Annotated in this window: 15 protein-coding genes; 5 read left to right on the top strand and 10 right to left on the bottom strand. The window is 73.9% G+C overall.

All coding sequences use genetic code 11. The features are described from left to right. Positions 1 to 4 precede the first annotated feature (4 nt). Together IF89_RS0106135 and IF89_RS0106130 are read left to right on the top strand one after the other, a co-directional pair. A complete protein-coding gene (locus IF89_RS0106135; RefSeq protein ID WP_030762335.1) occupies positions 5 to 1,516 on the top strand; it encodes a 3-hydroxyacyl-CoA dehydrogenase in 1,512 nt (503 codons plus the stop codon). Next, positions 1,513 to 2,100, top strand: coding sequence for a TetR/AcrR family transcriptional regulator (locus IF89_RS0106130; protein WP_030762333.1), 588 nt, complete (start codon positions 1,513 to 1,515; stop codon positions 2,098 to 2,100). Before IF89_RS0106135 ends, IF89_RS0106130 begins: the two co-directional genes overlap by 4 nt. A gap of 32 nt (positions 2,101 to 2,132) precedes the next feature. Here IF89_RS0106130 and IF89_RS0106125 read toward each other — a convergent pair whose 3' ends face one another. After that, positions 2,133 to 2,705 (bottom strand): Lrp/AsnC family transcriptional regulator, encoded by a 573-nt coding sequence (locus IF89_RS0106125; RefSeq protein ID WP_078628118.1) that lies wholly within the window; start codon positions 2,703 to 2,705, stop codon positions 2,133 to 2,135. A 178-nt stretch (positions 2,706 to 2,883) separates the two neighbouring features. Here IF89_RS0106125 and pdhA point away from each other — a divergent pair, with 178 nt between their 5' ends. The 3 genes from pdhA to IF89_RS0106110 are packed head-to-tail and all read left to right on the top strand — an operon-like array spanning position 2,884 to position 6,361. Beyond that, on the top strand, positions 2,884 to 4,020 hold the full coding sequence (gene pdhA / locus IF89_RS0106120) for a pyruvate dehydrogenase (acetyl-transferring) E1 component subunit alpha (protein WP_030762327.1): 1,137 nt from the start codon (positions 2,884 to 2,886) through the stop codon (positions 4,018 to 4,020). 47 nt (positions 4,021 to 4,067) lie between these two features. Continuing rightward, positions 4,068 to 5,036, top strand: a complete 969-nt coding sequence (locus tag IF89_RS0106115; RefSeq protein ID WP_199820470.1) for an alpha-ketoacid dehydrogenase subunit beta — start codon at positions 4,068 to 4,070, stop codon at positions 5,034 to 5,036. Then, positions 5,036 to 6,361 (top strand): dihydrolipoamide acetyltransferase family protein, encoded by a 1,326-nt coding sequence (locus IF89_RS0106110; RefSeq protein WP_030762322.1) that lies wholly within the window; start codon positions 5,036 to 5,038, stop codon positions 6,359 to 6,361. The genes IF89_RS0106115 and IF89_RS0106110 overlap by 1 nt, the downstream gene beginning before the upstream one ends. 69 nt (positions 6,362 to 6,430) lie before the next feature. Here the strand turns inward: IF89_RS0106110 and IF89_RS0106105 are convergent, their stop codons facing one another. The 9 genes from IF89_RS0106105 to IF89_RS46890 all read right to left on the bottom strand — a co-directional run bounded on the left by IF89_RS0106105 (position 6,431) and on the right by IF89_RS46890 (position 16,478). Further along, positions 6,431 to 7,408 carry an NAD(P)H-quinone oxidoreductase gene (locus tag IF89_RS0106105; RefSeq protein WP_030762319.1) on the bottom strand — a complete coding sequence of 326 codons (978 nt, stop codon included), beginning with the start codon at positions 7,406 to 7,408 and terminating at the stop codon, positions 6,431 to 6,433. Positions 7,409 to 7,434: 26 nt separating this feature from the next. Then, positions 7,435 to 8,535 carry a potassium channel family protein gene (locus tag IF89_RS0106100; RefSeq protein ID WP_030762316.1) on the bottom strand — a complete coding sequence of 367 codons (1,101 nt, stop codon included), beginning with the start codon at positions 8,533 to 8,535 and terminating at the stop codon, positions 7,435 to 7,437. Next, on the bottom strand, positions 8,523 to 9,818 hold the full coding sequence (locus IF89_RS0106095; RefSeq protein ID WP_030762313.1) for a molybdopterin molybdotransferase MoeA: 1,296 nt from the start codon (positions 9,816 to 9,818) through the stop codon (positions 8,523 to 8,525). Before IF89_RS0106095 ends, IF89_RS0106100 begins: the two co-directional genes overlap by 13 nt. After that, the gene (locus IF89_RS0106090) at positions 9,815 to 10,696 is read right to left on the bottom strand and encodes an NTP transferase domain-containing protein (protein ID WP_030762310.1); all 882 of its coding nucleotides are present in this window, start codon (positions 10,694 to 10,696) and stop codon (positions 9,815 to 9,817) included. Before IF89_RS0106090 ends, IF89_RS0106095 begins: the two co-directional genes overlap by 4 nt. 158 nt (positions 10,697 to 10,854) lie before the next feature. Continuing rightward, a complete protein-coding gene (locus IF89_RS0106085; RefSeq protein WP_030762307.1) occupies positions 10,855 to 11,394 on the bottom strand; it encodes a bacterial proteasome activator family protein in 540 nt (179 codons plus the stop codon). A gap of 82 nt (positions 11,395 to 11,476) precedes the next feature. Then, on the bottom strand, positions 11,477 to 14,236 hold the full coding sequence (locus tag IF89_RS0106080; protein ID WP_234327684.1) for an ABC transporter permease: 2,760 nt from the start codon (positions 14,234 to 14,236) through the stop codon (positions 11,477 to 11,479). A gap of 101 nt (positions 14,237 to 14,337) precedes the next feature. Continuing rightward, the gene (locus IF89_RS0106075; RefSeq protein ID WP_030762301.1) at positions 14,338 to 15,084 is read right to left on the bottom strand and encodes an ABC transporter ATP-binding protein; all 747 of its coding nucleotides are present in this window, start codon (positions 15,082 to 15,084) and stop codon (positions 14,338 to 14,340) included. 25 nt (positions 15,085 to 15,109) lie between these two features. After that, positions 15,110 to 15,760 carry a PadR family transcriptional regulator gene (locus IF89_RS0106070; RefSeq protein WP_030762298.1) on the bottom strand — a complete coding sequence of 217 codons (651 nt, stop codon included), beginning with the start codon at positions 15,758 to 15,760 and terminating at the stop codon, positions 15,110 to 15,112. A gap of 130 nt (positions 15,761 to 15,890) precedes the next feature. Continuing rightward, a complete protein-coding gene (locus IF89_RS46890; protein WP_030762295.1) occupies positions 15,891 to 16,478 on the bottom strand; it encodes a hypothetical protein in 588 nt (195 codons plus the stop codon). Positions 16,479 to 16,483 lie beyond the last annotated feature (5 nt).

Raw genomic sequence — 16,483 nt, 5'->3', positions numbered from 1 at the left:
GGGCATGACAGCAATCGAGCGGTCCCGCACTGTGGCGGTCGTCGGAGCGGGCACCATGGGCCAGGGAATCGCCCAGGTCGCCCTTCTCGCAGGTCACCGCGTGCTGATCTACGACATCGACGCCGCGCTCGCCGCCGACGGCGTCGGCATCGTGCAGGACCGCATCGAGCGGATGGCCGCGAAGGGCCGGCTGGACCGGACCGAGGCCGAGGAGACGGCCGGACGGATCGCTGCCGCCGGCGCCCTGGCGGACCTCGCCGGCGCCGCCCTCGTCGTCGAGGCGGTCGTCGAGAACGTCGAGGTCAAGCGGACGCTCTTCACGGCCCTCGAAGAAGTGGTGGAGCCGGACGCGCTGCTCGCCACGAACACCTCCTCCCTCTCCGTCACCGAGCTCGCGGCCGGTCTCGCGCACCCGGGCCGCTTCCTCGGCCTGCACTTCTTCAATCCGGCCCCGCTGCTCCCGCTCGTCGAGGTGGTCAGCGGCTCCGCCACCGACCCGGACGCCGCCGAGCGCGCCTACCGCACGGTGCTGGGCTGGGGGAAGACGCCCGTCCGCTGCGCCGACACCCCCGGATTCATCGTCAACCGGATCGCCCGCCCCTTCTACGCCGAGGCCTTCGCGGTGTACGAGGAGCAGGGCGCCGACCCCGCCACCATCGACGCCGTGCTCCGCGAGAGCGGCGGCTTCAAGATGGGCCCCTTCGCGCTGACCGACCTGATCGGCCAGGACGTCAACGAGGCCGTCACCCGCTCGGTGTGGGAGTCCTTCTTCCGCAGCCCCAAGTTCACCCCGTCCCTCGCGCAGCGCCGGCTGGTCCAGTCGGGCCGCCTGGGCCGCAAGTCGGGGCACGGCTGGTTCCCCTACGGCCCGGAGGCGGTCGCCCCGCAGCCGCACACCGCGGGACCCGAGGAGGCCCCGGAGAAGGTGACCGTCGTCGGCGACCTCGGACCGGCCGCCGCCCTCGTCGACCTGCTGGAGGAAGCAGGGATCGCGGTCACGGCCACCGGGCAGGGCGGCCCGTACATCGAGCTGCCCGGCGAGGGGCAGCTGGTCCTGGCGGACGGGAAGACCTCCGTGGAGTTCGCGGACGTCGTCTACTTCGACCTCGCGCTCGACTACCGCAGCGCCGGCCGGATCGCGCTCTCCGCCGGCGAGGACACCAGCGAACGCACGCTTTCCGAGGCGATCGGCCTGTTCCAGAAGCTCGGCAAGCAGGTGTCCGTCATCGGCGACGTCCCCGGCATGATCGTCGCCCGGACCGTCGCCATGCTCATCGACCTCACCGCCGACGCCGTCGCCCGCGGCGTGGCCTCCGCCGAGGACATCGACACTGCGATGCGGCTCGGCGTCAACTACCCGCTGGGCCCCTCCGCCTGGCACGAGCGGCTCGGCCAGGACTGGGCCTACGACCTGCTGCACAACCTCGATGAGCGCTGCCCCGGCGGCCGCTACGCGCCCTCCCTGGCACTGTTCAAGCTGGGCTACGCGGCGGGCGACGAGGAGGGCGCGCGGTGACCACGGCCAGGCGCGACACCTATACCCCCGAGACGCTGCTCTCCGTGGCCGTCCAGGTCTTCAACGAGCGCGGCTACGACGGCACCTCGATGGAGCACCTCTCCAAGGCCGCCGGCATCTCGAAGTCCTCGATCTACCACCACGTCACGGGCAAGGAGGAGCTGCTGCGGCGGGCCGTCAGCCGCGCCCTCGACGGGCTCTTCGCGGTGCTGGAGGAGCCCGGTGCGGTCCGCGGCCGGGCCGTCGAGCGCGTCGAGTACGTCACGCGCCGCACGGTCGAGGTGCTCCTCGCGGAGCTGCCGTACGTGACGCTGCTGCTGCGGGTGCGGGGCAACACCCGGACCGAGCGGTGGGCGCTGGAGCGCCGGCGCGAGTTCGACCACCAGGTCGCGGACCTGCTCAAGGCCGCGGCCGCGGACGGCGACCTGCGGGCGGACGTGGACATCCGCCTCGCCACCCGGCTCCTCTTCGGCATGGTGAACTCGCTGGTCGAGTGGTATCGCCCGCACCCGGGCACCGGCCCGGAACAGCTCGCGGACGCGGTCGTCCACCTGGCCTTCGACGGCCTGCGCACCGCCCGCTGACCCTCGCGACCGCCCGCCGCCCCCCGGACGGCCTACTCCTCGGCGAGCGCCGCGGGACCGCCGGACGGGCCCGGTCCGGCGTCCAGCAGGTCCGTCTCCTCGAAGACCAGCAGGGTGCGCGTCGAGAGGACCTCCGGGATGGCCTGGAGACGGGTCAGGACCAGCTCGCGCAGGGTCCGGTTGTCCGGTGTGTGCACCAGCAGCAGGACGTCGAAGTCCCCGCTGACGAGGGCGATGTGCGCGGCGCCCGGGAGTTCGCGCAGCTGTTCGCGGACCGTGCGCCAGGAGTTCTGGACGATCTTCAGGGTGATGTAGGCCGACGCGCCCTGGCCCGCCCGCTCGTGGTTGACGCGGGCGGTGAACCCGCGGATCACCCCGTCGTCGATGAGCCGGTTGATCCGGGCGTAGGCGTTCGCGCGCGAGACGTGCACCTGCTCGGCCACCGACCGTACGGAGGCCCGGCCGTCCGCCTGGAGCAGCCGCATGATCGACCGGTCGATCGGGTCCAGGGGCCGGGGTGCGACGGGCGGGACAGCGGAGGCTCCGGTTGCGCTGCCCGGTGGGACCGGAGCGGATCCCGGTCCGGCCATTTGTTCATCCGGCATTGCCCGATGCCTCCCTCTCCTGGACGTCCTGCGTCCATCCCAGGGCTCCGGCGCCCGTTTGTCCACAGCCTGGAGCCGCCTGTAGCCAAATTGCGCGGACAACCGAACAATCGGTAGGTGAGGGGCCTCACACCCGGGGCACCCCCTGCCCGCTTCCCACGAGGAGGTGTACGCCGCCATGACGGTCCAAGAGCTGCCCGGTGCCGGTGCGTCCCACCGTCCCACCCCGCCGCCCGCCTGGAGGCCCCGTACGGACGCCGCCCCGCTGCTTCCGGACGCCGAGCCCTACCGCGTGCTGGGGACGGACGCCGCCGACCGGCTGGACCCCGCGCTGATGCGCCGGTGCTACGCCGAACTGGTGCGTGGCCGTCGCTACAACGCGCAGGCCACGGCACTCACCAAGCAGGGCCGGCTCGCCGTGTACCCCTCGACCGTCGGCCAGGAGGCCTGCGAGATCGCGGCCGCGATGGTGCTGGAGGAGCAGGACTGGCTCTTCCCCAGCTACCGCGACACCCTGGCGGCCGTGGCGCGCGGCCTGGACCCCGTACAGGCGCTGACGCTGCTGCGCGGCGACTGGCACACCGGGTACGACCCCCGCGAGCACCGCATAGCGCCTCTCTCGACCCCGCTCGCCACCCAGCTGCCGCACGCGGTCGGCCTGGCGCACGCGGCGCGGCTGCGCGGCGACGACGTCGTCGCGCTCGCCATGGTCGGTGACGGCGGCACCAGCGAGGGCGACTTCCACGAGGCGCTGAACTTCGCCGCCGTCTGGCAGGCCCCGGTGGTCTTCCTGGTGCAGAACAACGGCTTCGCGATCTCCGTCCCGCTCGCCAAGCAGACCGCCGCCCCCACGCTGGCCCACAAGGCCGTCGGGTACGGCATGCCGGGCCGGCTGGTCGACGGCAACGACATCGCGGCGATGCACGAGGTGCTGACCGAGGCCGTCCGGCGGGCCCGGGCCGGCGGCGGCCCCACCCTGATCGAGGCCGTCACGTACCGCATGGAGGCGCACACGAACGCCGACGACGCGACGCGCTACCGCGGTGACGCCGAGGTCGAGGCGTGGAAGGCGCACGACCCGATCGACCTGCTGGAGCGGGAGCTGACCGCGCGCGGGATCCTCGACGAGGCGGGCATCACGGCCGCGCGCGACGAGGCCGAGGCGATGGCGGCGTCCCTGCGCGACGGGATGAATGCCGATCCGGTGGTGGACCCCATGGACCTGTTCGCGCATGTCTACGCGGAGCAGACCGACCGCCTGCGCGAGCAGGCGGCCATGCTCCGCGCCGAGCTGGAAGCCGAGGACCAGGCGTGACGACGGTGGCGGCGAAGTCCGCGAAGACGGGGGCCAAGCCCGCGACGATGGCGCAGGCCCTGACCCGGGCGATGCGCGACGCCATGGCGGAGGACCCGACGGTCCACGTCATGGGCGAGGATGTCGGGACGCTCGGCGGGGTCTTCCGGATCACGGACGGCCTGGCGAAGGAGTTCGGCGAGGACCGCTGCACGGACACCCCCCTCGCCGAGGCCGGGATCCTGGGCACCGCGGTCGGCATGGCCATGTACGGCCTGCGGCCCGTGGTGGAGATGCAGTTCGACGCCTTCGCGTACCCGGCCTTCGAGCAGCTGCTCTCGCACGTGGCGAAGATGCGCAACCGCACCCGCGGTGCCATGCCGCTGCCGATCACCATCCGCGTGCCGTACGGCGGCGGCATCGGCGGCGTCGAGCACCACTGCGACTCCTCCGAGGCGTACTACGTGGCGACGCCCGGCCTGACCGTGGTCACCCCGGCGACCGTCGAGGACGCGTACGGGCTGCTGCGCGCGTCGATCGCCAGTGACGACCCGGTGGTCTTCCTGGAACCGAAGCGGCTGTACTGGTCGAAGTCCGACTGGTCGCCGCAGGCACCGGCGGCCGTCCCGGGCATCGGGAAGGCGCTGGTCCGGCGGACGGGCACGAGCGCCACCCTGATCACCTACGGGCCGTCGCTGCCGGTCTGCCTGGAGGCGGCCGAGGCGGCCCGCGAGGAGGGCTGGGACCTGGAGGTCGTCGACCTGCGCTCCCTGGTCCCCTTCGACGAGGAGACGGTCGTGCAGTCCGTCCGCCGCACCGGGCGCGCGGTCGTCGTCCACGAGGCCGGCGGTTTCGGCGGGCCGGGCGCGGAGATCGCCGCCCGGGTCACGGAGCGGTGCTTCCACCACCTGGAGGCCCCGGTGCTGCGGGTGACGGGCTTCGACATCCCCTACCCGCCTCCGATGCTGGAGAAGTACTACCTGCCCGGCGTCGAGCGGATCCTGGACGCCGTGGCCCGCCTGCAGTGGGAGAACTGATGCCGCAGGTCATGGAATTCAAGCTGCCCGACCTCGGTGAGGGCCTGACCGAGGCCGAGATCGTGCGGTGGCTGGTGGCGGTGGGCGACGTCGTCGCCATCGACCAGCCGGTCGTCGAGGTCGAGACGGCCAAGGCGATGGTGGAGGTGCCCTGCCCGTACGGCGGCGTGGTCACCGCCCGATTCGGCGAGGAGGGCGAGGAGCTGCCGGTCGGCGCCCCGCTGATCACCGTGGCGGTGGGTGCGCAGTCGGTGCCCGCCGGGGACGCGCAGGCTCCGGAGGCCGAGGGCTCCGGGGAGGCGCCCCGTCCGCTGATCGGCTACGGCTCGGACCACTCGCGCCCGGCGCGTCGGCGGCGGGTGCGACCCGTCACCGCCGCGGTGTCGGCGTCGGCCGCGGCCCCCGCTCCCGCCGCTGCCCCGGTCGCGGTGGCTCCGGCCGCGCCCGCCGGTCCGGTGCCCGTGATCTCGCCCCTCGTGCGCAAGCTGGCCAAGGACCACGGCGTGGACCTGCGCGCACTGAACGGCTCCGGGCCGCAGGGGCTCATCCTGCGCGCCGACGTGGAGGCGGCCCTGGCCGCCCTTCGTGAGCCCGCTCCGGCCCCTGCCGCCCCCGCGGCGGTCGCGGTGGCGGCGCAGGGCGAGCGGATCCCGCTGAAGGGATTGCGCGGAGCGGTCGCCGAGAAGCTTTCCCGCAGCCGCCGGGAGATCCCCGACGCCACCTGCTGGGTCGACGCGGACGCCACCGAGTTGATGGCGGCCCGCGCCGCGATGAACGCCGTGGGCGGGCCCAAGATCTCGGTGCTGGCACTGCTGGCCCGGATCTGCACGGCCGCGCTGGCCCAGTACCCGGAGCTGAACTCCACCGTGGACCTCGCGGCCAAGGAGATCGTCCGGCTCCCGTCGGTGCACCTGGGCTTCGCCGCCCAGACCGAGCGGGGACTGGTGGTCCCGGTGGTCCGGGACGCGCAGGAGCGCAACGCGCAGTCCCTGTCCGCGGAGTTCGCCCGGCTGACCGAGCTGGCCCGCGCGGGCAGGCTGGCCCCGGCCGACCTGACGGGCGGCACCTTCACCCTGAACAACTACGGGGTGTTCGGGGTGGACGGCTCCACACCGATCATCAACCACCCGGAGGCGGCGATGCTCGGCGTCGGCCGGATCGTCGACAAGCCGTGGGTCCACGAGGGGCAGTTGGCGGTGCGCAAGGTGGTCCAGCTGTCCCTGACCTTCGACCACCGGGTCTGCGACGGCGGCACGGCGGGCGGCTTCCTGCGCTATGTCGCGGACTGCGTGGAGTCCCCGGCGGTCCTCCTGCGCACCGTGTAGTCACGCCGGGGCTCCGCCCCGGACCCGCCGCCGTCCGAGGCGCGGGATCCGGGGCGGAGTCCGGGATGCTCAGACCGTGAGCAGCAGTTTGCCCACGTGGGCGCCGGACTCCAGCGCCCGGTGGGCCTCGGCGGCATCCCGCATCGGGAACGCCGCGTGGACCACCGGCCGCACCCGGCCGGAGGCCACCAGCGGCCACACGTGCTCCCGCACGGCGGCGACGATCGCCGCCTTCTCCTCCAGCGGCCGCGCCCGCAGCGACGTCGCGGTGATCGCCGCCCGCTTCGCCAGCAGTGCGCCCAGGTTCAGTTCGCCCTTCACACCGCCCTGGAGCCCGATCACCGCGAGCCGGCCGTTCACGGCCAGCGCGTCCACGTTCCGGCCCAGGTACTTGGCGCCCATGATGTCCAGGATCACGTCCGCCCCGGCCCCGCCGGTCGCCTCCCGCACCGCGGCCACGAAGTCCTGCTCGCGGTAGTCGACGAGGACGTCCGCGCCCAGCTCCTTGCAGCGGGCCAGCTTCTCCGGGCCGCCGGCCGTGACGGCGACCGTCGCCCCCACCGCCTTGCCCAGCTGGATCGCCATCGTCCCGATGCCGCTGGCCCCGCCGTGCACGAGCAGCGTCTCGCCCGGGCGCAGCCCGGCCACCATGAACACGTTGGACCACACCGTCGTGACGACCTCGGGCAGCGCCGCCGCCGTCACCAGGTCCACCCCTGCCGGTACCGGCAGCAGCTGTCCGGCCGGCACGGCCACCCGCTGCGCGTACCCGCCGCCGGCCAGCAGGGCGCAGACCTCGTCCCCCACCGACCAGCCGGACACTCCCGCCCCGAGCGCGGCGATCCGCCCGGAGCACTCCAGGCCGGGCAGGCGCGAGGCCCCTGGCGGCGGGTCGTAGAAGCCCTGCCGCTGCAGGACGTCGGCGCGGTTCACGGCGCTCGCCGCGACCTCGACGAGGACCTCGCCCTCGCCCGGCACCGGATCGGGTACGTCGGCCCAGACGAGGGCCTCGGGGCCGCCGGGCTGCTCGATGGTGATCGCATGCATGGCCCGGAGGCTACGGCACGGCGCGGTTACTCGGGAGGACCCAGGGTCGTCCTGGTAGTGGTGGGCGGCATCGCCCGCACGATGGTGATGAGACGGTCCGTCAGCTGCAAGGGGCTCGCGTGGGGATCGTCGTACGGGAGCAGCCGGTGCCCGCGCAGCACGTTGACGACCAGGTCGTCGGTGTCGCGTACCGACTTGCCCACCTCGGACTTGCGGACGGGCCGTTCGATCAGGTCCAGGCCGCTGCCCTGCTGGATCAGGTCCTCCATGACGGTGCCCGCGCTCGGGCTGAGCACCGAGAGGCCCAGGAGCCGGCCGGCCGCGCTCGCGCTGGTGATGACAGCGTCGGCGCCGGACTGGCGCAGCAGCTGGGCGTTCTCCTCCTCGCGCACGGCAGCGACGATCTTCGCCCCACGGTTCATCTGCCGGGCCGTCAGCGTGACGAGGACCGCCGTGTCGTCGCGTTGCGTGGCGATGACGATCTGACGGGCCTTCTGGAGCTCGGCCCGCAACAGGACGTCCGAGCGGGTGGCGTCGCCGACCACGCCGGTGAGGCCCTCGGAGTTGGCCATGTCGATCACCTTGGCGCTGGGGTCGACGACGACGACCTGTTCCTTGGACAGGCCGGTGGCCAGCAGGGTCATCAACGCCGAGCGGCCCTTCGTGCCGAAGCCGACGACGACCGTGTGCTCGCGCAAGTTCTTCCTCCAGCGCTTCAGTCGCCACTCTTCCCTCGTCCGTTCCGTGAGGACTTCGAGGGTGGTACCGACCAGGATGATCAGGAACAGCACGCGCAGCGGCGTGATCAGCATGATGTTGATCAGCCGTGCGCTGTCGCTGTGGGGGACGATGTCGCCGTAGCCGGTCGTCGACAGCGTCACCGTGGCGTAGTAGAAGCAGTCGAGGAGATCGACCGTCTCGTTGGCGTTGTCGTGATAGCCGTCCCGGTCCAGCCACACGATGAAGACCGTGAGGAAGAGGACGAACAGGGCCATCAGCAGGCGCTTGGCGACCTGACGCAGCGGATGTTCGACGACGCGTTTGGGCAGCTTGATGCGTCGGGAGACGAGTTTTTCGTCGGCCCCGCGGGCCATGGCGTCCTGTCCGGGCAGTTTCACGTGAAACATCCTCCCGAAGCCCACGGCAGATCGAGGACTTCAAGCTCCTGTCCGGACCGGGCTCCCGCGGGCGGTACGACGGCCAGCGCGTCCGCAGCGGCCACGCCGCGCAGCATCGCCGGCCCGTGGTAGCGCAGCGGTACGGCGTGCTCGTCGTCGAGCCGGACCGGAACCAGCCGGGTGTCGTACGGGTGTCCCGCTACGTCGCCCCGCACGGGGGCCGTGTAGCGCGGACGCGGGCGGCGGCCGGCGAGAGCGCGCAGCAGCGGCTCGGCGAGGGTGAGCAGCCCGGAGACGGCGGCGAGGGGGTTGCCGGGCAGGCCCACCAGGTGCCGTCCGTCCGTCCGGTCGCCGAGCCGCGCCAGCAGCATCGGGTGCCCGGGTCGGACGGCGACTCCGTCGACGAGGAGGTGGGCGCCGGCCTTCTCCAGCACGGGGTGGACGTGGTCGACGGGCCCGGAGGCGGTACCGCCGGTGGTGACGATGACGTCGGCGGTGGAGGTGGTGACGGCCTTCAGCAGGGCGGCGGCCCCGGCCTGGTCGTCGCCGAGCGTCCGGGTGGCGGTGACCTCGGCGCCCAGCCGGGTCAGCCAGGGGTCCAGCATCGGGCTGAGGGCGTCGCGGATCAGTCCGTCGTGCGGTCGGCCTTCGGTGAGCAGTTCGTCTCCGAGCACCAGGACCTCGACGCGGGGGCGGGGCCTGGTGGCCAGCCGGTCGTAGCCGGCGGCCGCGGCGAGGCCGAGCACGGCGGGGGTGACCAGCGAACCGGCGGGCAGCAGCAAGTCGCCCGAACGGCACTCCTGGCCGCGCGGGCGGATGTCCTGGCCGGTGAGGACGGGCCGGTCGGCGAAGAGCTGCCCGCCGCCCTCGTGGCAGTGCTCGCTGCGGATGACGGCGGTGGTGTCCCCGGGGATCCGCGCACCGGTCGCGATGCGGACGGCTTCGCCGTCGGCGAGCGGCTCCGGCCGGCCGGAGCCGGCCAGCACGCCCCCGCCCTGCCGTACCTGCCAGGGACCGGGGCCGGCCACGGCCCACCCGTCCATGGCGGAGGTGTCGAAGGACGGCAGGTCGGTCAGCGCGTCCAAGGAGGCGGCCAGGACCTCGCCGAGGGCGTCCGTGAGGGGCACCTCGTGGGTCCTGGCCTTCACCGCGGTCCCGGCGTGGGCGGCGACGTCCCGGGCCCGCGCCCAGGGCAGGGCACGGTGGCCTCCCGCGCCGCCGCCCTCGGGGGTACGGCTGACCAGGGCCAGGGCCTCGTCGAGGGCCTGCTCGGCGGAGTTCGTGGGGGTCATCCCGAGCCGTTCTCTTCGGCGGCGGCGTCGGTGTCGGCGTCCGCCTCGGCCGCCCAGCGCAGCGCCAGGTCGGCGGCCTTGCGGGAGGCCTCGGCCACGGCCTGGGCCGGGTCGGCCCCGGTGGCGGCGGCGTGGGCGGCCGCATAGCCGACCAGGAAGGTGGTCAGCGGGGCAGCGGGCCGGGCGACGCCGTGGGCGGCGTCCCGGGCGAGGTCGAGCAGGGTCTTGGTGTCGACGGCGAGGTCGATGCCCAGCTCGTTCTTGACGGTGGTGATCCATTGGTCCAGCACGGTTCCATGCTCCCTGATCCGGGCGCGGGCGACGGCGAGATCGTCCCAGGTGTCGCAGTCGAAGGCGGCCAGCGGCTGCGCCGCCACGGGCGCGAGCCGCAGTTCCGCGGTGAGCGCCCGCAGCGGGAGGCCGGCCAGGGCGCCGTGCTCGGTGGCGAGCAGGGCGATCTCGCGGCGCAGGGGCTCCGCCCGGTAGGCGGCGACCAGCGGCTGGTCGCGGCCGTCGGGGTCGCGCAGCACCGCCCCGTCCGTGCCGTGCGCGTCGGGTGCGGCGAGCAGGGCTCGTACGGTGTCCCGGTCCAGGAACGGCAGGTCCGCGGAGAGTACGAGGACCAACTCCGCGGTGGTGTCGCGCAGCCCGGCGTCCAGAGCGGCCACCGGGCCGCCGCCCGGCGGGTCCTCGCGGGCCCACCGCACGGGGCGGGCGGTGGGGCGCCGGCCGCCGACGACGACGGTGCGCAGGGCGTCCGGACAGGCGTCGAGGACGCGGTCGAGGAGCGCCCGCCCTCCGACGCTGAGGGCGGGTTTGTCCGCCCCGCCCAGTCGCCGGGCTGCGCCGCCGGCGAGCACGATCGCGTCGTAGGTCATGTTCATGAGTATGCGCGGACCATCTCCCTGCCGAGAGCCACCCCTTGCCGAATGCTTGTCCGCCGGGGCCGGCGCCGCCGCCCGGACCGGAGGGGGAAGGCCCGGCCGCGCCCGTGGGCGCGGGCCGGGCCCGTGTGATCCAACCGACTGCCGGACGGCTAGAGGTACGGGCCGGAGCGGACCGCGCCGTGTCCGCCGTCCTCGTCGTCGTCATGGTGGCCGCCCGGCGGGAGGGCCCGGCGCATCTGCTCCAACTGGGCCCGCGCGGCCATCTGCTGCGCGAACAACGCGGTCTGGATGCCGTGGAAGAGGCCTTCCAGCCAGCCGACCAACTGCGCCTGCGCGATCCGCAGTTCCGCCTCGGAGGGAATGGCCTCCTCGGTGAACGGCAGGGACAGGCGCTCCAGTTCCTCCACGAGCTCCGGCGCCAGGCCGTCCTCCAACTCCTTCACGGAGGCGGCATGGATGTCCTTGAGCCGGACCCGGCTCGCCTCGTCGAGGGGCGCGGCGCGCACCTCTTCCAGGAGTTGCTTGATCATGCTGCCGATCCGCATGACCTTGGCGGGCTGTTCGACCATTTCCGTCACCGGGACCTCGCGCGACTCGTCATCGGCGTCGCCGACCGCCGTCCCGTCCTGTCCCACGATCAGGACGTGCGGGGGACTGTCCTGCGACCGTTCACTCCTCGGCATCTCCATGCCGTCATTCTCTCGCACACCTTCGTTCTCACTCGGTGTGCCCCCGTACAGGCGTGATCCACCCTGTACGGGGGTGCCGGACTCAGCCCGCGGCCCGGCGGGCCAGCGCGCCGCTGGAGCGCGTGACGAGCGCCGCCAGCAGGGCCGCGCCCACGGGGACCACGACGAGCAGCTGGGCGAGGGTCTCCCACGGCACGGCGATCGGTACGAACGGCGCGGACTCCCCCGCCAGGGAGTAGCCGTCGTCGGCGGCGCGCTGTGCCAGCGCCTCCAGTTCACGTCGCTGCGTCAGGCGCAGGCCGATCGCGGGCAGGATGCCGGCCGCCGAGCCCAGGACGACGCCCATCAGGGCGACCACTCCGCACTGGAAGCCGCTCAGGGTCCGCCGCACCCGCGGCGGGGCGCCCACGGCCGCCAGTGTCTTCAGGTCGGCCTCGGCGTCGGCCTGGGACAGCCCGGTGGCGATGCCGGCCGCGCCGATGGTGACCAGGCCGGCGAAGACGGTCAGGGCGAGCAGGGCCAGGCTGTCGTCGCCCTGGTAGCCCGCTTCGATGTGCAGCGAGGCCTCCACGCCCATCCGGTCGATGTCCCCGGCGATCCGCTGCCGCTGTTCGGAGGAGGCCGCCCCGTCGAGGGTGAAGTACGAGCCGATCGGTGCCGTGGTCAGTCCCGTGGCCCCCACCGCGGCGGGCGGCAGGACCAGTTCGAGGCCCCAGCCCTCGGTGCCCTCCGGTGCCAGGTGCACCGGGATGATCTTGTCCACGCCCACCGGTTCGGCGGCCGGACCGGTGAGGGCGTCGTCCCCGTCCGGACCGGAGATGATCCGCAGGGTCAGCCTGCCGTCCTTGACCTGCCGCTTGTCGAAGGCGACGGCCCGGCCCTGCTTGAGGGCGGACACGGTGCCCGGGTCGGTGATCGCGAGCACGTTCAGCAGCTTCTCGTCGGCGACGACCGTGGCGTACTGCGTGCCGCGCATGGCGCCCTTGCAGCGCCAGTCCTGGCGCAGTGCCCGGACCTCCCGCTCGCTGAAGGCCTCGGATCCCTCGGGGCTCTCATGGAGCGGGCAGCGCTGGTCCTTGGGGGTGATGATCTCGGCACGGCCGCACGCCGCGTCCCGGGAGAACGTCTCGCAGCCCGGCTTGCCGACGACCAGCCGGTCCACGTCCGCGCGCCGGGCCACCGGCAGCTGCTTGACGAGGGACTCGCGCAGGGCGGGGACCTCCTTGTAGGCGCCGTTCTCGGAGGCCAGCAGCCGGCCGGTGCCGTGCGGCAGGTCGGCGACATACTCGTGCCTGCTCTGCATGTCGCTGCTGTGCTGGTAGGTCGCCACCGCGACGGTGCCGGCGACGGCGGCCAGGACGGCGGCCACGGCGGGCGCCGTACGGCCCCGGTTGCGCACGGCGTCGCGCAGCGCGAGCCGCGGGGACAGCGGCAGCCACCGCCCCAGCCGCCCGAAGAGGCCCACCAGCACCGGGGTGAGGGCGACGATGCCGAGTTCGGCGAGGGCGCTGCCACCCGCGACGACGGCGGCGCCCATGTCCGACACGCTGCCGTACAGGGCGATCCCGGCGCCGACGGCGACGGCGGCCAGGCCGGCGACGGGGAGTACCCGGCTGGAGCGGCGCACGCCGCGGCGGCCGGTCAGTGAGGCGAGCACCGTCTGCCGGGAGGCGGTGACGGCCGGGACGATCGCGGACAGCAGACCGGTCACCACGGCGAGCAGGGCGATGCCGGCCAGTTCCAGCGGGCGGAAGTCGAGGCCGCCGAAACGGGTGCCGAGCTGCTCCTCCAGTACCGGCTGGAGCGCGACGGTCAGCGCGATGCCGATCGCGGTGCCGCAGACGGCGGCCGCGGCGCCGATGACCAGGCCGCCGGAGAGCACGATCGAGCGGATGTGGCGGCGGTCGCCACCGTTGGCGCCGACCAGGCCGAGTTGGCGGCGCGAGCGGCGGGCGCCGACTGCGAAGGCCGGTCCGGCGAGCAGGCAGATCTCCAGCATGGCGAGGCCCACGACGGTGGCCAGCACGGCCGTTTCGGTGGCACCGGCGGCGCTGCGCTCGAACTGCGCCTTCGGCTCCTGCCGGTAGAGGGGAACGTCGGCGTCGGCGGGCGGATCGTTGGCGACGGCGCGGGAGACGACGACCAGGGACTTGGCGTTGGCCGCCTGGACCATGTTCCACGTGAAACCATCACCGCCCACCTCGACCAGGTAGGAGTCCTCCGGGTGCACCCCGGTGCCTCCGGAGGCCTGGAGCGCCGTGTCGAGCGGGGCGATCAGCGTCCCGGGCGGGGCGGTGATCTGGTCCTTCTTGAGGTCGTTCGGCAGCTCGTACGCGCCGACGATCCTGTAGGCGGAGGTGGCGCCGCGCGGGGTGACCGACGAGCCGACGTACAGGCCGGAGTTCTCCAGGAAGGCGCGGGTCGCGACGATTTCCCCCGCACGCTCGGGCAGCCGGCCGCGGTCGAGCGTGACCAGGCCCTTCGCGAGCGGATCGCGCAGGTCGATCTCGCGCAGGTCGGTGTCGAGCAGACCGTGCTGGGTACGGACCTTGCCGTAGCCGCCGGAGTCCTTCAGCAGCCGGCTCCCGGGCGGGAGTGCGGCGGCCACCTGCTCGGGGGTCTCCTCCGGCGGTCTCGACACCGCGTCGGCGGCGTCGTAGCCGCCGACGGGTGCGTAGTGCGATCCGTCGGGCACCTGGTGGACGGGCTTGCCCACGTGCGAGGGGCTGACGCGGGCGTCGGCGGCTCCGACCACCCGGCTGACGGCCTGGTCGGGGGAGAGTTCGGCGCTGCGCAGCGTGAGGTCGGCGGCGCTGACGCCGACGATGGGCAGGGCGATCATCGCCAGGACCAGGGAGCTGCGGCCCTTGGCGCGCCAGGCGTCGCGGCGCGCGATGCGCACGGCGGCGACCCAGGAGTGGTACCAGCCCTGGAGCGAGGAGGTCACTGGGCGCCCGCCCGACCGGACAGGAGGGAGTCGGCGTGGCTGCGCAGGGTCTCGTCGACCACGCTGCCGTCCCGCAGGAACACCACGCGGTCGGCCCACGCCGCGAAGCGGGGCTCGTGGGTGACGAGGACGCCGGCCGCGCCCGCGTCGCAGCGGGAGCGCAGCAGGCCGAGGACGGACTCGCCGGTCTCGGAGTCGAGGGCGCCGGTGGGCTCGTCGGCGAGGACGAGGCGCCGGTCGCCGACGAGGGCGCGGGCGATGGCGACGCGTTGCTGCTGGCCGCCGGACATCTCGTCGGGGAAGCGGTCGGCGAGGACGGACAGGTTCATCTCCTCCAGCGCGGCAAGGGCCGCCAGGCGGGCCTTGCGGGCCGAGGTGCCGTCCAGTTCGAGCGGCAGGGCCACGTTCTCGGCGGCGGTGAGGGCCGGGATCAGGTTGTAGTCCTGGAAGACGTAGCCGATGCTGCGGCGGCGCAGCGCGGCCAACTGCTTGCGGTTCGCGGTGGTGATGTCGGTTCCCTCGACCAGCACCCGGCCGCTGGTCGGGGCGTCGAGGCCGCCCGCGAGGGTCAGCAGGGTCGACTTGCCGGAGCCCGAGGGGCCCATGACGGCGACGAGTTCGCCGGGGTGGACGGCGAGGTCGATCCCGCGCAGGGCGTGCACTTCGGTGGCGCCGCTGCCGTGGGTGCGGACGAGCCGCTCCAACTGCAGTACGGGTTGCCGGGTCTGGCGCTGGTCGGTCATGAGGGTTCCCCCCTGGAACGGTGGTTCAGGCGCGCCGCGTACGGGCGGTGCCGGGCCGGGTGGTGGTGGTCGGTGCCGGGGTCTCGGCAGCGGACTGGGGCGGTTCGGACGGGGCGGCTCTCCGGTCGGCCGGCAGGGAGAGCCGGACGAGCCGGGCTTCGCAGTGGTCGAGCCAGCGGGCCTCGGCCTCGGTCTGGAAGATCAGCTGTTCCAGGACCAGCAGCCAGGCGACGTCGTCGCGTTCGTGGGACCGGCCGCTCTCGACCGCGGCGAGGGCGGTGGCCTTGAGCCGGGTGTAGTCCTGCATTGCCCGGATCGTGGCGTGCCGCTGGGACTGGATGACGGCGCGGATGTCCACGCCGGGGGCGCCCACGGCCATGGCGAGCTTGATGGAGAGCTCGTCGCGGGGCGGGTTGGCCCGGTCGACGGGACGCTCGTACCACTCGCGCAGTTCGGTGCGGCCGGTGTCGGTGATGGCGTAGAGCGTGTGGCCGGCGGCGTCCTCGCCGTCCGGTGCGACGAGGCCGTCGCGTTCGAGCCGGGAGAGGGTCGTGTAGACCTGGCCGACGTTGAGCGGCCAGGTGGAGCCGGTCCGGGATTCGAACTCGGTGCGCAGCTGGGAGCCGTACCGAGGACCCCGTTCCAGGAGGGCGAGCAGCCCGTGACGGATCGACATACTCGGTATGTATACCGAGTATGTTCACGCAGGGCAACCATTCTGGGGAGGGCTTCGAGCGGCCGGGGGCCACCTCGGCACCTGGCGCAGGGCCGCGGCGGCGCGACCGGCGCGGAGGGCAGGCGCGGCGCTACCCGCCCCGGCGCAGCCGTACGCCCAGATAACCCAGACCCAGCCCCATCAGGGCGAAACCGGTGCCGAGGGGCAGTATGTGCGCGGCCAGGTCCGCGGCGCGGTCGTTCGGCTCGGTTCCCAGGGCGGTCACCGTGTCCGTATCCGTGCTCCGACCGGTGCCGGTACCGGTGTCCGTGCCCGTGCCCGTGTCCGTGCCCGTGTCCGTGCCGGTGTCCGTGGTGCGCCCGGCCGGGTCGCCCGCCGTGGGCCGCGCCCGCGCCGGCGGAGGGGCCGAGGGGGCCGGCGGCGGGGGCGGCGTGGCCTCGGTGCGCGGGTGGGCCGGCAGCGGCCGGGAGGCGATGACCAGCTCCGGGTTCGCGGGCTCGCCCACTGGCCGTCCGGGGCGTTCGCGGCCCACCCCGGCGGGACTCCCGGCCAGCTCCTCCCGGGCGTCGCCGTCGTCGGCCTCCCGGGCCCCCGCGGCCGCCACGCGCGCCGGGGCGGGGGACCCCGCGTAGGCGTAGGCGGAGGCGGCCGGCGCGAGCACGGCGGCGGCCAACGCGGCGCAGGCCAGCCAGCGCGGCGGACGGAAGCCTTGGACCACGGGGA

It is taken from the genome of Streptomyces sp. NRRL F-2664 (assembly GCF_000719345.1).
Classification (GTDB): domain Bacteria; phylum Actinomycetota; class Actinomycetes; order Streptomycetales; family Streptomycetaceae; genus Streptomyces.
This window is presented reverse-complemented; position numbering and strand designations above follow the sequence as displayed.

Excerpts from the sequence above, each read along its gene's own strand:
- IF89_RS0106135 (WP_030762335.1), top strand. The coding sequence starts at position 5 with ATGACAGCAATCGAGCGGTCCCGCACTGTGGCGGTCGTCGGAGCGGGC.
- IF89_RS0106125 (WP_078628118.1), bottom strand. The coding sequence starts at position 2,705 with ATGCCGGATGAACAAATGGCCGGACCGGGATCCGCTCCGGTCCCACCG.
- pdhA (WP_030762327.1), top strand. The coding sequence starts at position 2,884 with ATGACGGTCCAAGAGCTGCCCGGTGCCGGTGCGTCCCACCGTCCCACC.
- IF89_RS0106115 (WP_199820470.1), top strand. The coding sequence starts at position 4,068 with ATGGCGCAGGCCCTGACCCGGGCGATGCGCGACGCCATGGCGGAGGAC.
- IF89_RS0106110 (WP_030762322.1), top strand. The coding sequence starts at position 5,036 with ATGCCGCAGGTCATGGAATTCAAGCTGCCCGACCTCGGTGAGGGCCTG.
- IF89_RS0106105 (WP_030762319.1), bottom strand. The coding sequence starts at position 7,408 with ATGCATGCGATCACCATCGAGCAGCCCGGCGGCCCCGAGGCCCTCGTC.
- IF89_RS0106100 (WP_030762316.1), bottom strand. The coding sequence starts at position 8,535 with ATGTTTCACGTGAAACTGCCCGGACAGGACGCCATGGCCCGCGGGGCC.
- IF89_RS0106095 (WP_030762313.1), bottom strand. The coding sequence starts at position 9,818 with ATGACCCCCACGAACTCCGCCGAGCAGGCCCTCGACGAGGCCCTGGCC.
- IF89_RS0106090 (WP_030762310.1), bottom strand. The coding sequence starts at position 10,696 with ATGACCTACGACGCGATCGTGCTCGCCGGCGGCGCAGCCCGGCGACTG.
- IF89_RS0106085 (WP_030762307.1), bottom strand. The coding sequence starts at position 11,394 with ATGGAGATGCCGAGGAGTGAACGGTCGCAGGACAGTCCCCCGCACGTC.
- IF89_RS0106080 (WP_234327684.1), bottom strand. The coding sequence starts at position 14,236 with ATGATCGCCCTGCCCATCGTCGGCGTCAGCGCCGCCGACCTCACGCTG.
- IF89_RS0106075 (WP_030762301.1), bottom strand. The coding sequence starts at position 15,084 with ATGACCGACCAGCGCCAGACCCGGCAACCCGTACTGCAGTTGGAGCGG.
- IF89_RS0106070 (WP_030762298.1), bottom strand. The coding sequence starts at position 15,760 with ATGTCGATCCGTCACGGGCTGCTCGCCCTCCTGGAACGGGGTCCTCGG.